Origin of the sequence: Proluteimonas luteida (assembly GCF_021191695.1) — a bacterium.
GTDB classification, from domain to species: Bacteria; Pseudomonadota; Gammaproteobacteria; order Xanthomonadales; family Xanthomonadaceae; genus Luteimonas; species Luteimonas luteida.
Window position 1 is genome coordinate 56,727 of sequence record NZ_JAIWPT010000003.1, and the last position, 15,492, is coordinate 72,218.

12 protein-coding genes are annotated in these 15,492 nt (G+C 71.5%); 2 read left to right on the forward strand and 10 right to left on the reverse strand.

Annotated features, from left to right (window positions below; genetic code table 11):
- Positions 1–12: 12 nt before the first annotated feature.
- Entirely contained in the window at positions 13–279 is a 267-nt protein-coding gene (locus LDO26_RS03790; protein WP_232129751.1) for a hypothetical protein, read from the reverse strand.
- Positions 280–339: 60 nt separating this feature from the next.
- Here LDO26_RS03790 and LDO26_RS03795 point away from each other — a divergent pair, with 60 nt between their 5' ends.
- Positions 340–1,116 carry an SDR family oxidoreductase gene (locus LDO26_RS03795; protein ID WP_232129752.1) on the forward strand — a complete coding sequence of 259 codons (777 nt, stop codon included), beginning with the start codon at positions 340–342 and terminating at the stop codon, positions 1,114–1,116.
- Complete coding sequence (locus tag LDO26_RS03800) at positions 1,106–1,606, forward strand: methyltransferase family protein (RefSeq protein WP_232129753.1); 501 nt, start codon at positions 1,106–1,108, stop codon at positions 1,604–1,606. Before LDO26_RS03795 ends, LDO26_RS03800 begins: the two co-directional genes overlap by 11 nt.
- A 100-nt stretch (positions 1,607–1,706) precedes the next feature.
- Here the strand turns inward: LDO26_RS03800 and LDO26_RS03805 are convergent, their stop codons facing one another.
- The 9 genes from LDO26_RS03805 to LDO26_RS03845 all read right to left on the reverse strand — a co-directional run bounded on the left by LDO26_RS03805 (position 1,707) and on the right by LDO26_RS03845 (position 15,480).
- Positions 1,707–2,342 carry a DUF4124 domain-containing protein gene (locus LDO26_RS03805; RefSeq protein WP_232129754.1) on the reverse strand — a complete coding sequence of 212 codons (636 nt, stop codon included), beginning with the start codon at positions 2,340–2,342 and terminating at the stop codon, positions 1,707–1,709.
- The gene (locus LDO26_RS03810) at positions 2,339–3,001 is read right to left on the reverse strand and encodes a DUF4124 domain-containing protein (RefSeq protein WP_232129755.1); all 663 of its coding nucleotides are present in this window, start codon (positions 2,999–3,001) and stop codon (positions 2,339–2,341) included. The genes LDO26_RS03805 and LDO26_RS03810 overlap by 4 nt, the downstream gene beginning before the upstream one ends.
- A gap of 169 nt (positions 3,002–3,170) precedes the next feature.
- On the reverse strand, positions 3,171–4,655 hold the full coding sequence (locus LDO26_RS03815; RefSeq protein ID WP_232129756.1) for an FAD-dependent oxidoreductase: 1,485 nt from the start codon (positions 4,653–4,655) through the stop codon (positions 3,171–3,173).
- 187 nt (positions 4,656–4,842) lie between these two features.
- Positions 4,843–9,309 carry a glutamate synthase large subunit gene (gltB, locus tag LDO26_RS03820; RefSeq protein WP_435594022.1) on the reverse strand — a complete coding sequence of 1,489 codons (4,467 nt, stop codon included), beginning with the start codon at positions 9,307–9,309 and terminating at the stop codon, positions 4,843–4,845.
- Between the two features lie 461 nt (positions 9,310–9,770).
- Positions 9,771–10,343: an L-threonylcarbamoyladenylate synthase type 1 TsaC gene (tsaC, locus tag LDO26_RS03825; RefSeq protein WP_232129758.1), complete on the reverse strand. Its 573-nt coding sequence runs from the start codon at positions 10,341–10,343 to the stop codon at positions 9,771–9,773.
- 19 nt (positions 10,344–10,362) lie between these two features.
- The gene (locus LDO26_RS03830) at positions 10,363–12,900 is read right to left on the reverse strand and encodes a DNA topoisomerase I (protein ID WP_232129759.1); all 2,538 of its coding nucleotides are present in this window, start codon (positions 12,898–12,900) and stop codon (positions 10,363–10,365) included.
- A 164-nt stretch (positions 12,901–13,064) separates the two neighbouring features.
- Entirely contained in the window at positions 13,065–14,030 is a 966-nt protein-coding gene (locus LDO26_RS03835) for an RDD family protein (RefSeq protein ID WP_232129760.1), read from the reverse strand.
- 96 nt (positions 14,031–14,126) lie between these two features.
- Positions 14,127–14,780 (reverse strand): pilin, encoded by a 654-nt coding sequence (locus tag LDO26_RS03840; RefSeq protein WP_232129761.1) that lies wholly within the window; start codon positions 14,778–14,780, stop codon positions 14,127–14,129.
- A gap of 226 nt (positions 14,781–15,006) precedes the next feature.
- On the reverse strand, positions 15,007–15,480 hold the full coding sequence (locus LDO26_RS03845; protein ID WP_232129762.1) for a DUF494 family protein: 474 nt from the start codon (positions 15,478–15,480) through the stop codon (positions 15,007–15,009).
- Positions 15,481–15,492 lie beyond the last annotated feature (12 nt).

Below are 15,492 nucleotides of genomic sequence, written 5' to 3' on the forward strand. Positions count from 1 at the left end.
TCGGGGCCGGCCCTATCCGCCGCGTTCGGCGGCGTCGATCATGTCGCGCTGGCGCGCGGCGCCGTCGTCGAGCGTGCGCTGGACATCGCGCGCCTCGTCGAGGGGCTGCTGGATCGCATCGCGCAGTTGACCGACCTGCGGCTCGGGCGGCCTGTCGGTCGGCGTCTCCGGCGGCGGCCGGCAGGCCGTGGCCGCCAGCACCAGCGCAGCGACCAGGAACAGGCGCGTACAGCCGGCAACGGCGGCGGGAGGCGAGGGTGGTCGGGTGATGCCTGGCATCGGATACTCCCTGCGGCGGGCCCGGGGCTATCCTACGCCCACGCAATCGAGGAAATGTCGATGGATCCGCAGCGCTGGCGCCTGGACGGACAACTGGCCCTGGTGACCGGCGGCAGCGCCGGCATCGGTCGTGCGATCGCGCGCGAGCTGGCGGGGTTCGGCGCGACGGTGCTGATCGTCGGCCGCAATGGCGATGCGCTGGAGGAGACCCGCGACGAGCTGCTGGACCTGCAGCCGGATGCCGACGTGCGCGCGCTGATCGCCGACGTCGTCGACGAGGACCAGCGCCGCGAGATCCTCGACTGGGTCGAGGACCAGGGCGACGGCCTGAACATCCTGGTCAACAACGCCGGCGGCAACGTCTCGCGCCCTGCCACGGAGTACAGCGAGGACGAGTGGCGCGAGATCTTCGAGATCAACGTGTTCAGCGCGTTCGAGCTGACCCGCTACGCCTATCCGCTGCTGGTCCGGCACGCGACCTCGAGCGTGGTCAACGTCGGCAGCGTGTCCGCGCTGACCCACGTGCGCACCGGCGTCGCCTATGGCATGAGCAAGGCCGCGCTGCACCAGATGACCCGCAATCTCGCGGTCGAGTGGGCCGGCGACGGCGTGCGCGTCAACGCCGTCGCGCCGTGGTACATCCGCACCCGGCGCACGTCGGCGCCGCTGGCCGATCCCGACTATCTCGACGAGGTGCTGGCGCGCACGCCGATGGGCCGCATCGGCGAGCCCGACGAGGTCGCCGCGGCGGTCGCGTTCCTGTGCCTGCCGGCGGCCGGCTACATCACCGGCGAGTGCATCGCGGTCGATGGCGGATTCCTGCGGTATGGCTTCTGAGCGCGCGCCGGCAGGCGGCCGGGTCCGGGCGCCCTGGCTGGCGCGCACGACCTCGCCGCTGCATTTCGTCATCGCCCTGGCCGGCGGCGCCTTGCTGCAGCGCATGCTCGGCCTGCCGCTGCCCGAAGGCCGCTGGCTGACCGCGCTGCACCTGCTCGGCACGCTGCTGGCGAATGCGGGGCTGCTGCTGGCACTGGCCTGCTTCGCGCTGTTCCTGCGCCGGCGCACGACGATCCTGCCGGCGGAGCTGCCGTCGCGGCTGATCGTCGCCGGCCCGTACCGCTTCACCCGCAATCCGCTGTACCTGAGCCTGGCGCTGAGCTATGCGGGACTGGCGTGCATCCTCGACGTGCCGTGGGCGCTGCTGCTGCTGCCGGCGCCGCTGCTGATCCTGCAGCGGGTGGTGATCCCGTTCGAGGAATCGCGGCTGCGCGCGCAGTTCGGCACCGCCTACGCCGACTACTGCGCCAGCGTCGGCCGCTGGTGGTGAAAGGAGGCGGCAAGCGTGTCGTCGCCGACGTACCGCCGATTGCCCGATGGCGGTTCCGCGCCGTTGCAGAGCCGAGCGAGCCCGGCGCCACGGCGCCGGTTCAGTGGCCCAGGCAGTCGCTGTCGCTGTAGGTGGTGAACAGGGCCTCGTACTCCTGCCGCAGGCGCTCGCGCTCGCGGCCCTGGGCGTACTGCCAGCGGAACTCGGCCTCGCGCACGCGGGTCTCCCAGACCCGGCACAGCGAGTCGGCCGGCACCGCGGTGCAGACGTCCTCGACGTGCTCGCAGGCCTGACCCGCGCCCATGCCGGGTACGCTACCGATGCCCACCGTCTGCAGCGGCCGGCAGCGCGTCGGCGGCGTGTCGTCCTCGCGGTAGTAGCTGCTGTCGTCGTAGACGCGGCAGGCGAACAGCGGCGGGGGCGGTTCGCGTGGCGGCGCGTCCTCGTCGACGTCGCCGGTACCGAGCTCGGCCAGGCGCAGCGTCGAGATCAACGGCACCGAAGGCGCCACGTCGGCCTGCGGCGGTGGCACGAACGCGGGCAGCGGCGCGGCGATCTCGACGACCCGGCGCTGCTGCCGCATGCCCTTGGCGCACGGCGTGCCGTTCTGGAAGGTCACCGCGCCGCTGGCGTCCTCGCAGCGGTAGACCACGTTGTCGGCGTCGGCCTGCGCGCCGCCGGCCAGCCACAGCAGCGGCAGCAGCCACAGGCCGCGGAGAGGGCGTGTGCGCGTCATTGGCGGCAGTCGTTGTCGAGGCGTGCGTTGATGTTGCGTTCCTCGCGCCGCAGCTGGTCGCGCTCGGTGGGCTGGGCGTTGAAGAAGCGGCGCCGGATCTCCTCGCGCCGGTCGACCAGCAGGCCGCAGACCTCGCGCTGCGGCAGCGGCTGGCAGTTGTCGCGGACCCAGGTGCCGGCCGGCCCGATCGCACCGCGGTGCGGCGGTGGACGGTGCCCCGGTGGCGGCGCGGGCTCGATGCCGCTGCCGCCCGGCGCGCCGACCGGCGGGCGCCGGCGCGGCGGGCCGTAGCCGAGTGTCCACAACGGCACCCAGCGCGGATTGCCGGCGTCCGAATCGCTGGTGTAGCTGCTGCCGTCCGGACGCACGCAACGGTACATCGGCTGCGGTGCCTGCAGCACCACGACCTGCGGCTGCGGCGCGGCCGGCGGGGGCGGTGGCGGTTCCGGGCGCGGCGCCGGCGGCGGCCCGTCCACGGGGCGCAGCATCGAGCGTTCGCGCTGGCTCTGGCCCTCGGCGCACGGCGTGTCCTGCAGCGCCACGCGCCCGCCGCCGTCGGTGCAGCGGTAGACCGTCACGTTGCCGGCGGCCGGCACCGCCCCGGCCGTCGCCGTGGCCAATGCGAACAGCAACGGCAATGTCGTCAGGCAGGTACGCATGCCGACATCATGCGGTGCCGGGCCGATTGCGCAAAGTGAAACGCGATGCTGCGCCGCCGGGGTCGGGGGCAAAGCGTGAACGGGTGCCCGGATCGCGCGCCTTGCGTAGAGCAGGCGGACTGCGCTCCACGCGGCGCGGTGCATGGCCGCGTGTCGGAAGGCGTGCCGTTCAGGCCGCGTCGAGCGCGGAACGCGGTTCGCCGGTGACGCGGCGCAGCATGCGGGCGATGCTGGCGGCGGCGTCGCGGCCTTCCTGCACCGCGGTGACGACCAGGTCCGCGCCGCGCACCGCATCGCCGCCGGCGAACAGTTTCGGATGCGCGGTCTGGTACGGCAGCCGGCGCTCGCCGCCGACGCGGATGCGGCCGTTGGGGTGCGATTCGATGCCGTGCTCGACCAGCCACTCGGGCAGGGTCGGCGAGAAGCCGAAGGCGATGATCACCACGTCGGCCTCGATGCGCGATTCGCCGCCCTCGACCGGCACCGCGCTGCGGCGGCCGTTGGCGTCGGGCTCGCCGAGCCGGGTCTGGACCACGCGCACGCCGGCGGTCGTGCCGTCGTCGCCGGCCTCGATCTCCAGCGGCTGGCGGTTGAACAGGAAGCGCACGCCTTCCTCGCGCGCGTTGGCGACCTCGCGCGCCGATCCGGGCATGTTGGCCTCGTCGCGGCGGTAGGCGCAGGTCACGCTGGCCGCGCCCAGGCGCACGGCCGAGCGCACGCAGTCCATGCCGGTGTCGCCGCCGCCGAGCACCACCACGTGGCGGCCGCGCAGCTCGGGCAGCTTGAGCGTGTCCTCCCAGCCGGCGATCGGCCGGCCCCAGGTGTCGCCGCCGGTGACGATGCGCCCGTTCTGCACCAGGAACGGCAGCGCCGGCAGCACGCCGGGCAGGTCCTGTCCCGGCAGGCCGCCGTCGGTGTAGCGGTAGGCGCCGGTGCCGAGGAACACCGCGTCGTGGTCGGCCAGCAGCGCGTCCATGGCCACGTCCTTTCCGATCTCGACGCCGAGGCGGAACTGCACGCCCATGCCCTCCAGCACCTCGCGGCGTTTCGCGATGACCGCCTTGTCGAGCTTGAAGCTGGGGATGCCGAACTGCATCAGCCCGCCGATCTGCTCGTAGCGGTCGAACACGGTCGCGGCGATGCCGGCGCGCACCAGGCGGTCGGCGCAGGCCAGGCCCGCGGGCCCGGCGCCGACCACGGCGACGCGGTGCCCGGTGGGCTGCACCCTGGACAGGTCCGGGCGCCAGCCCCGGGCGAACGCGGTATCGACGATGTACTTCTCGATCGCGCCGATGGTCACCGCGCCGAAGCCGTCGTCGAGCGTGCAGGCGCCTTCGCACAGCCGGTCCTGCGGACAGACCCGGCCGCACATCTCCGGCAACGGATTGGTCTCGTGGCACAGCGCGGCCGCTTCCAGGATGCGGCCCTCCTGCACCAGCTTCAGCCAGTTGGGGATGTAGTTGTGCACCGGGCACTTGGCCTCGCAGTACGGGTTGCCGCAGTCCAGGCAGCGGTCGGCCTGGTGGGCGGCGGTGCGCTGCTCGAAGTTGCCGTAGAGCTCGTTCCAGTCGCCCGCCGTGCGCAGCTGCAGCGGCACCTTGCCGGGCATCTCGCGGGGCTCCTCGAGGAAGCGGAAGACGTCGTGTTTGGTCATGGGGCGTGATTCGTGATTCGTGATGACCGGACATTCGTCCGTTGAAAGCCGTGATTGGAAAGAGCAGTCGTGCGCCAGCGGATGGATGTCTGCGCGAAGTGCCCAGATGAAAACGCAGGGACCGGTCCGACTGCGATGGATCGCCGTTTCGAATCACGAATCACGAATCCACCAATCACTGCTCGCCTCACGCCGCCCTCCGCAGGTCTTCCTCCAGCGCCTTCAGGCTCGCGGCCTTGGGCTTGACCAGCCAGAACTTGCCGACGAAATCGCGGAACTCGTCGAGGATCCGCGCGCTCCACGCGCTGCCCGTCAGCCGCGCATGGGCCTCGATCAGGTCGCGCAGGTGCTGGCGGTAGTTGTCGAACGCCTCGGGCGTGACCCGCAGGATGTCGATCAGTTCGTGGTTGTAGCGGTCGACGAAATCGCGTTCCAGGTCGAGCACGTAGGCGATGCCGCCGGTGAAGCCGGCGCCGAAGTTCAGGCCGATGCGGCCGAGCACCGCGACCGCGCCGCCGGTCATGTATTCGCAGCAGTGGTCGCCGGCGCCCTCGATGACCGCGACCGCGCCGGAGTTGCGCACGCCGAAGCGCTCGCCTGCGCGGCCCGCGGCGTACAGTTCGCCGCCGGTCGCGCCGTACAGGCAGGTGTTGCCGAGGATCGGCGTCAGCCGCGACTCGAACGCGCTGCCCGTCGGCGGGCGCAGCACGATGCGGCCGCCGGCCATGCCCTTGCCGACGTAGTCGTTGGCCTCGCCTTCGAGATCGATGTGCAGGCCACCGGCGTTGAACGCGCCCAGGCTCTGGCCGGCACTGCCGCGCAGCCGCAGCGTCAGCGGCCGGTCGGCCATGCCGGTGTTGCCGTGGTGGCGCGCGATCAGGCCCGACAGCCGGGTGCCGATGCTGCGATCGGTGTTGTGGATGTCGAAGTCGTACGCACCGCCGTCGCCGCGCGCGATGGCCTTCGCCAGCCGCGCGTCGAGGGTCGCGGCCAGGCCGCCGGGCGGAACCTGCAGTGCGGGCGATCCGCAGTACGCCGCCGGCTTGCCGGGATCGCGGCGCAGCAGCATCGACAGGTCGACGTCGACCAGGTCGCGGGTCTCGCGCACGTGCTGCTCCAGCAGGTCGGTGCGGCCGACGATCTCGTCGAGCGAACGTGCGCCGAGCGCGGCCAGGTGCTCGCGCACGTCCTCGGCGACGTTGCGGAAGAACGTCTCCACGCGTTCGGGCAGGCCCTTGTAGTGGTTGGCGCGCAGGCGCTCGTCCTGGGTGGCCACGCCGGTCGCGCAGTTGTTGAGGTGGCAGATGCGCAGGTACTTGCAGCCCAGCGCGATCATCGGCGCGGTGCCGAAGCCGAAGGTGTCGGCGCCGAGCAGCGCGGCCTTGACCACGTCGTAGCCGGTCTTCAGGCCGCCGTCGGTCTGCAGCAGCACCTTGTCGCGCATGTCGTTGAACTGCAGCGCCTGGCGCGCCTCCGACAGGCCCAGTTCCCACGGCGCGCCGGCGTAGCGGATCGAGCCCAGCGGGCTGGCGCCGGTGCCGCCGTCGTGGCCGGAGATCGTGATCAGGTCGGCGCCGGCCTTGACCACGCCGGCGGCGATCGTGCCGACGCCGGCATGGCTGACCAGCTTGACCGAGATCAGCGCCTGGGGATTGATCTGGCGCAGGTCGAAGATCAGCTGCGCCAGGTCCTCGATCGAGTAGATGTCGTGGTGCGGCGGCGGCGAGATCAGGCCGATGCCCGGCTTGGCGTAGCGCAGCCGCGCGATCAGCGGATTGACCTTGCTGCCGGGCAGCTGCCCGCCCTCGCCGGGCTTGGCGCCCTGCGCGACCTTGATCTGCAGCACGTCGGCGTTGATCAGGTACTCGGGGGTCACGCCGAAGCGGCCCGAGGCGATCTGCTTGATCTTGCTGCGCCGGTCGCTGCCGTAGCGGTCCGGGTCCTCGCCGCCTTCGCCGCTGTTGCTGCGGCCGCCGAGCCGGTTCATCGCGATCGCCAGCGCCTCGTGCGCTTCCGGCGACAGCGCGCCCAGGCTCATCGCCGCCGAGTCGAAGCGGCGCACGATCGACGCCACCGGCTCGACCTCGTCGAGCGGCAGCGGCGCGGCGGCCGCCTTCGGCCGCAGCAGGTCGCGCAGCGCCGCGGGCGGGCGGTTGTCGACGAAGTCCGAGTAGCGCTTCCAGTCGGCGCGCTCGCCGGTCAGCACCGCGCGCTGCAGCGACTGCACGACGTCGGGGTTGAACTGGTGGTATTCGCCGCCGTGCACGTAGTGCAGCAGGCCGCCGGGTTCGGGCAGGGCGTTGTCGTCCCAGCCGTGCGCGGCCAGCGCACGCGCGTCGGCCTCGAGCCGCGCGAACCCGGCGCCGCCGATCCGCGACGGCGTGTCGGCGAAGCACAGGGCGACGACGTCGGCATCCAGGCCGACGATCTCGAACAGCTGCGCGCCGCGATAGCTGGCGATGCTGCCGATGCCCATCTTCGACAGGATCTTCAGCAGGCCCTTGCGGATGCCGCGGCGGTAGCTGCGGCCGAGCTGCAGCATCTCGTCGCCGGCCGTGGTCGCCAGCACGCCGCGCCGGCCCAGCGCATGCAGCGTCTGGTAGGCGAGGTAGGGATAGACCGCGGTCGCGCCGAAGCCGATCAGGCAGGCGAAGTGGTGCGGATCGCGCGCGGTGCCGGTCTCGATGACCAGGTTCACGTCGCAGCGCAGGCCGGTGCGGATCAGGTGCAGGTGGATCGCACCGGTCGCCAGCAGCGCGTGCACCGGCACCGTGCCGCGCTTGGGGTAGCGGTCGCTGAGCAGCAGGATCTCCACGCCGTCGCGCGCGGCCGCCTCGGCCTCGGCGCACAGCCGGTGCAGCGCGCCCTCGAGCGTGTCGCCTTCGTCGAAGTACAGGTGCAGCAGGCGGTTGGCGCGTTCGAAGCGCGGCATCGCCAGCAGCTGGCGCAGCTTGCGCTGCGACAGCACCGGCGAGTTCAGCAGCACGTGGTGCACGTTCTCGGCGCGCTCGAGGAAGATGTTGCCCTCGCGGCCGATCTGCGTGGACAGGGTCATGACCCCGCCTTCGCGCAGCGGGTCGATCGGCGGGTTGGTGACCTGCGCGAAGGCCTGCCTGAAGCAGTCGTACAACGGGCGCACGCGCTGGCTGATCGCCGCCATCGGCACGTCGTCGCCCATCGAGCCGATGCCTTCCTGCTCGGTCTCCGCCAGCGGCCGCAGGATCGACTCCTGCTCCTCGCGCGAGAGCTGGAACAGCTTCTGGAACGCGAGCAGGGTATCGGCGGGGAAGGGTTCGGCGGCCAGCGCCGGGTCGATCAGTTCGGTATGCAGGTAGCTCATGCCGCGCTTGAGCCACTGCTTGTAGGGCGCGCGCGCGCGGTTGATCGCGTCGATCGCGTCGTTGTCGAGCAGGGTGCCGGTATCGAGGTCGATGGCGATCATCTCGCCCGGGCCGAGCTTGCCCTTGGCCTTGACCCGTTCCGGCGCGACGTCCCAGACGCCGGTTTCCGATGCGATGCAGAAGACGCCGTCCTGCGACAGGGTCCAGCGCGCCGGGCGCAGGCCGTTGCGGTCGAGCGTACACGCGGCATGGCGGCCGTCGCACATCACCACGCCGGCCGGGCCGTCCCACGGCTCGGAGTTGATCGCGTAGTACTCGTAGAACGCGGCGAGGTCGGCGTCCTTGTATTCCAGCGACTGGGTCGCCGGCGGCATCAGGATGCGCATCGCCTGCGGCAGGTCCATGCCGCCGAGCAGCAGCCACTCGAGCATGTTGTCGAGGGTCTGCGAGTCGGAGCCGTGCATCGTCACCGGCTCGTCGAACTCGCCGATGTCGAGCAGCGGTGATGCCCACACGCCGCGGCGCGCCTGCGCCCAGCGCCGGTTGCCCTCGATGCTGTTGATCTCGCCGTTGTGCGCCAGCCGCCGGAACGGGTGCGCCAGCGGCCAGCGTGGCAGGGTGTTGGTGGAGAAGCGCTGGTGGAACAGCACGGTGCGCGCGGTCAGGTCGCGGCGCTGCAGGTCCGGGAACAGCTGGGTCAGGTGGCTGGGCAGGACCATGCCCTTGTAGCCGAGCAGCCGCGGCGTCAGGCCGACGACGTAGAAGTCCTCGTGCTCGCGCAGCGCCTGTTCGGCGCGGCGGCGGGCCAGATACAGCGCGCGCTCGAATGCCGCGACCTCGCCTGCGGGCGCGGTGACGAACACCTGTTCGATGTACGGCATCGATGCGCGCGCGAGCTGGCCGCAGGCCGCGGCGTCGACCGGCACCACGCGCCAGCCGGCGACCGCCACGCCGCCGTCGGCCAGGTGCTGTGCCAGCGTTTCGCGGCAGCGCGCGGCCGCCGCCTCGTCGCGCGGCAGGAACACCATGCCGGCGGCGAACAGGCCGTTGCCGAGGTCGAGCCCGGCTTCGCCGGCGATCGCACGGACGAAGTCGTCGGCACCGCACAGCAGCACGCCGCAGCCGTCGCCCGACAGGCCGTCGGCGGCGATGCCGCCACGATGCGCCATGCGCGCGAGCGCCTGCAGGGCGATGTCGACGATCTCGCGCGAACCGGCGCCGCCGATCCGGGAAATCAGTCCAAAACCGCAGGCGTCGCGTTCATCGGCGGGGTCGTAGAGGCCCCGATCCGGGAGGGCCGGCATCGTCGTCATCGTGGTCCACTGGGGCAACAGGGCTGGCGCGGGGATCGGAGCGCCATGGTCCTGCACCGCGACAACGCTTCCACGCCGGGCCGACGAATAGAGCATAGTTTGTGCGGTGCGGCAACCGCATGCGAGGCGGCGGTTCCGTTGCATCTGAAACTGCACAAACGGCGTTCATCCGCGGTCCATTCGCCGCCCGTTCTTTGGTATCCGCCACAGGTCCGCGCCACGCACCCGACATCGGGACTCCCGGTCAGCCCGCAGGGCTTGCGCCTCGCATGCGGACGCGTGCCGACGGCCTTCCTGCCGCTGCGTAGGTCGGGGCGACGCCCCCGACGCCCCTGACGCCCGAGGCCCCGGGCATCGCGCACGTCGGCCGCGTGGGCCGACCTACGCAAGGTCGGAGCGGCGTCCTTTCCTCATCGGCGAGGGACCGGTCCCACCGCCGTTGCCGCCCAGCCGGTTGCGCGTCAGGCGCGCAGCGTCGCGCCGCTGGCGGCGTCGCGGATCGTCGAGGGCTGGGTGCGGCCGCCGGTCCCGCCGGCCAGCACGCCGTCGATCGTCGCCAGCAGCGTGGCATCGATCGCGTCGGCGCTGCGGGCGGCCGGCGCGCCGGCCGGATTGGCGCTGGTCGACACCAGTGCGCCGCCGAATGCCGCGCACAGCGCGACCACGCCAGGGTGGGCGCTGACGCGCACGGCGATGCCGGCGTGCGCGCCGGTGATCCACGCGGGCACCGTGGCCGCGGCCGGCACGATCCAGGTATGCGGGCCCGGCCAGCTGGCCAGCACCGCGTCGCGGCGCGATGCCGGCAGCGCGACCCAGTCGACGATGCCGTCGAGCTGGCCCGCGTCTCCGGCGACGAGGATCAGGCCCTTGTCGACCGGGCGCTGCTTGATCGCCAGCAGGCGCATGACCGCCGCCTCGTCGAACGGGTCGCAGCCCAGTCCCCAGACGCCTTCGGTCGGGTAGGCGACGACACCGCCGCGCCGGAGCAGCGCGGCGGCGGCGGGGATGTCGATGCGGTGCGCGGAAGCGGGCATGGCGGGCGCGGCACCGCGCTCAGAACGGGGCGTCGTCCGCCGATGCCTTGACCACGCGCTTCTTGCCGGGCACGACCTTGGCCGGCGTCAGCAGCGATTTCTCCGGCTGCGGCGCGGCGACGGCCTTTTTCGCGATCTTCTTCGCCGCCTTCTTGGCTGCCTTCTTCGCCGGTGCCTTCCTGGTCGCGGCCTTCTTCGCCGCGGGTTCCTTCTTCGCCGCGACCTTCTTGGTTGCCGCCTTCTTGGCGCCGAAGCCCTTGCGCACCGGCTTGCCGGTTTCCTCGAGCAGCTTCGTCACTTCCTCGAACGTCAGCGAAGCCGGCTCGCGGTCCTTGGGGATCTTGCCGTTGAGCTTGCCGTCGCTGATGTACGGGCCGAAGCGGCCGTTGAGGACCTGGATGTCGCTGTCGGGAAATTCCTTGATGATCCGGTTGCGCGCGATCTCTTCCTTCTCCTCGATCAGGAATACCGCGCGCGCCAGGTCGACCTTGTACGGGTCGTCCTCCTTCTTCAGCGAGGCGTAGACACTGCCGCGCTTGGCGAACGGGCCGAACCGGCCGATGCCGACGCTGACCTGCTCGCCCTTGTCCTCGCCGAGGATGCGCGGCATCAGGAACAGCTCCAGCGCGTCCTCCAGCGAGATCGTGTGCATGCTCTGGCCGGGCCGCAGCGAGGCGAACTTCGGCTTGTCCTCGGCGTCCTCGGCGGTGCTGCCGATCGCCGCGTACGGCCCGAACCGGCCCAGCCGCACGCTGACCGGCTTGCCGGTCTTGGGGTCGGTGCCGAGTTCGCGCGCGCCGGTCGCTTCGGTGCGGTCGACCGACTCGGTCTTCTCGTCGACCAGCTCCTTGAACGGGCCCCAGAATTTCTCCATCAGCGGGATCCAGTCCTCCTCGCCGCGCGAGACCGCGTCGAGGTCGTCCTCGAGCCTGGCGGTGAAGTCGTAGTCGACGTAGCGGGTGAAGTGGCTCGACAGGAACTTCGACACCGCGCGGCCGACGTCGCTGGGCCGGAAGCTGCGGCCCTCCATCTCGACGTACTTGCGGAACAACAGGGTCTGGATGATCGAGGCGTAGGTCGACGGCCGGCCGATGCCGTACTCCTCGAGCGCCTTGACCAGCGCCGCTTCGGTGAAGCGCGGCGGCGGCTGGGTGAAGTGCTGCTCGGCATGGATGCGGTCCAGCGGCACGCGGTCGCCGGTCTTCATCGCCGGCAGCTTGCGGCCCTCGTCCTCGTCCTCCTTGGCCTTGCTGTCCTTGCCTTCCTCGTAGACGGCCAGGAAGCCCGGCACCACCACCGTGGTGCCCGAGGCGCGGAAGCTGTGCTCGCTGCCGGCGGCGAGGTCGACGGTGACGGTGTTGAGCGTCGCGGGGATCATCTGCGAGGCGACGGCGCGCTTCCAGATCAGCTCGTAGAGCCGGCGCTCGTCGTCGGTCAGGTGGCGCGCCACCTGGGCCGGCGTGCGCAGCGCCGAGGTCGGGCGCACGGCCTCGTGCGCCTCCTGCGCGTTCTTCGACTTGGTCTGGTAGGTGTTGGGCTTGTCGGGCAGCGACGCGGTGCCGAAATCGCGCGCGATGACGTCGCGGATCTCGCCCAGCGCCTCCTGCGACAGGCTGACCGAGTCGGTACGCATGTAGCTGATCAGGCCGACCGTGCCCTCGTCGCCGATCGCCACGCCCTCGTAGAGCTTCTGCGCGACCTGCATCGTGCGGCGGGTGGTGAAGCCGAGCTTGCGCGAGGCCTCCTGCTGCAGCGTCGAGGTGGTGAACGGCGGCGCCGGGCGGCGCTTGCGTTCCTTGCTGGCGACATCGGTGACGTGCAGCGCGCCCTGCGCGGCCGCCTGGATGCGCTGGCGCGCGGCCTCGGCGGTATCGCCGTCGGTGACGGTGAACTGCTCGAACTTCTGCCCGTCGAGCCTGGTCAGCCGCGCGGTGAACGGCTGTGCCGGGTGCGCGCACTCGGCCTCGATGCTCCAGTACTCGCGCGCGATGAAGGCCTCGATCTCCTCCTCGCGCTCGACGATCATGCGCAGCGCCGGCGACTGCACGCGACCGGCCGACAGGCCGCGCTGGACCTTGCGCCACAGCACCGGCGACAGGTTGAAGCCGACCAGGTAGTCCAGCGCGCGGCGCGCCTGCTGCGCATCGACCAGGTCGCCGGCGATCGCGCGCGGATGCAGCATCGCCTCCTTGATCGCGCGCGGGGTGATCTCGGTGAACACCACGCGCTGCAGGCTGCGGTTCTCCAGCAGTCCGCGTTCTTTCAGGATCTCCGCGATGTGCCAGCTGATCGCCTCGCCCTCGCGGTCCGGGTCGGTCGCCAGGAAGATGCCTTCGGCTCCCTTGGCCGCCTTGGCGATCGCCTCGACGTGCTTCTCGTTCTTGTCGATCAGGTCGTAGCGCATCGCGAAGCCGTGCGCCGGGTCCACCGCGCCCTCCTTCGGGATCAGGTCGCGCACGTGGCCATACGACGCCAGGACCTGGAAGTCCTTGCCGAGGTACTTGTTGATCGTCTTGGCCTTGGCGGGCGACTCGACGATGAGGAGGTTCTTGGCCATGGTCTGTGGACATCCGGGTGCGGCCGGGGGAAGGCGCACCGCAAAAAGGGTGAAGATGACGACGCCCGGGGACGGGCCCCGGGCGGTCAGTTGCTTTTATAGTGGAATCACGCCGGCCCCGGCCTGTCAAGCGGCACCGGGCCGGGTGCGATCGTGCCGGGGGGTCAGCTGCCCAGCGCGATCGCCAGCATGATGGCCGCCAGCAGCAGCGCGAACAGGCCGCCGGCGATGCCCAGCACGATCCACGTGACCACACCCAGGCCGGGCTGCTGCAGCTCGGGATTGGCGGTGAACGCCCACTTGTCGACCACCAGGGTGTCGCAGACGATGTCGTGCAGCGCCTGCTTGCGCTGGGTGAAGCCGGCCATCAGGAAGCCGATGCCCAGGATCAGCGTGCTCAGGATCGTGGCGAAGTAGCGGCCGATGCCGCGGGCCAGGCTGATCCGGCTGCCGTCGACGCGGACGACCTTGATGCCGACCGCCATCTTGCCCAGCGTGGCCTGCATCGACGAGGCATGGAAACCGGCGTAGTAGGCCGCGCTGATGAGGATCGACAGCAGGTTGGCGACGATCTGGATCGCGATCAGCGCGCCCGCATCGAAGGCACCGCTGGCGCCGGCGATGCCGCCGATCACGCCACCGACCAGGCCGCCGATGATCATGCCGGCGAAGCCGACGATCAGCGAGTCGATGACGTAGGCGGCCACGCGCTTCCAGAACCCGGCATAGACGATCTCGCCGCCGTGCACCACCTGCGCGGCGCGCGCGACTGGTGCGGCCGGTGGCGCGTACGGCGAGGCGACGCCGCCGGCAGTGGCGGCGGATTCGGTCAGCGGCCGCCAGCCGCCGTTGTCGGCGGCGGCCACTTGGCTGGTCGATGTCGACAGCACGGCGCCGGCGTCGGCGGGGACGGTGGCCTCGAGCGTCCAGGTGTCGGACGTCGGCGCGGCGTCGGCATCGGGTCCGAACTCGTCCTGCAGCGTGCGCCAGGGCAGCCACTCCGACAGTCCTTCGCGCCACAGCAGGGTGTCGTCGTTGACCCGGCCGGTCTGGCGCAGGCGCAGCAGGTCGGTGGCGGCCACGGGACCCTGGCGGGTGTTGGTGGCGTCGGCGTAGTACCAGTCGGTCATCGGAAGGCGCGTCCTGTCTGTGAGGGAGGGGCGGGGTCTGGGCCAATCACCGGGCCGATTGCCGGGCCGGCGTGGCGGCAGGTGGCGTCGACCGCCTCAGCGGCGGCAATCGGCGGAGAGATAGCGGGCATCGAGCGTGCTCTCGCATTGCCAGCTGCCGTCTTCGGGATCGAGCGTATAGCGCAGCGTGGCGCCGTCCAGGCGCGGGTCGTCCATGCCGCGCAGCAGCAGCTTGAAGCCGCAGCGTCCGCCGGTGTCCTGGATATGGACCTCGCCCAGCCGCGGCGAGGTGCGGGCCGTGGCCAGCGCGAACTCCAGCGATTCGGCACCCGCATCCGGGCAATGGCCGGTCGCGGCGACGTGGCCGGCGATGGCCGCGCGCAGCGGCGCGGCACCGACCACGGCCTCGGCCACCTTTGCGCGTTGCACGTAGTCGCGGTAGGCCGGGAGTGCGATCGCGGCGAGGATCGCGACGACCACCACGCCGAACGCGGCGGCCACCGCCAGGGCGATCCAGCAGCCGGGGTTGCCGCGGCGCGGTGCAGGCGCGGCGGACGGCGGCAGCGGCGGCGGGACGGCGATCCCGAGCGACGGCAGCACGGCCGACAGCGACTGCCAGTCGGCCATGCCCTCGCGCCAGACCGGGGTGCCGGCATGCAGGGCGCCGGATTGCAGCAGGCGCACCAGATCGTCTCCGGGGACCGGGCCGTGGCGGTGCCGGGCGGAATCGAGGTAGTACCAGTCGGACATCGGGCGCGCTCGCGTGGGGACGGGCGGAGCATGCAGCCCGCACGCCGGCGCCGCGACCGGGGTCGCGGGCCACAGCAGCGTTCAGGCATTGCCCCGGCGCCATCGTACTGGAGCGCGGCCGTTGCCCCAAGCAGGCAGTGACCGGCGACGGTGCGAGCGGAGGCGGGTGAACCCGCGGATGGGCACGCAGGCGTCGATGCGCGGCGCGGGGCCGCGCGGGGACGTATCAGTGCACCGGCTCGGGCTCGTCGACGAACATCTGGGTTTCCATCCAGGCGTACGCCGCCTCGCTGCCGGGCTGGTTGAACAGCACCATCAGCACGACCCACTTGAGGTCGTCGAGGTCGAGCTCGTCCTGGTCCAGCGCCAGCACGCGGTCGAGCACCAGCTCGCGCTGGTCGGCGTCGAGCACGCCGTGCTGCTCGAGGAACAGCAGGAAGCCCCGGCACTCGACATCCAGCCGGTCCAGCTCGGGGCCGTAGTAGACCCGGGTCGGACCGTTGGCGCGGACCACCGACGCCAATGGCCGCTGGTCGGCCAGTGCATCGAGCCAGTCGAAGGCCTTGTTGACCTCGGCGGGACTGAAACCGGCCTGGAGCAGGCCGTTCTGCAATGAATCTCGGTCCCGGACGAGATCCGCGTCCTCGGTGAAATAGTGTTCGAACAGGTAGAGCAGGACATCCAGGATGCTTTCTTTCATTTCCCCCGGCCT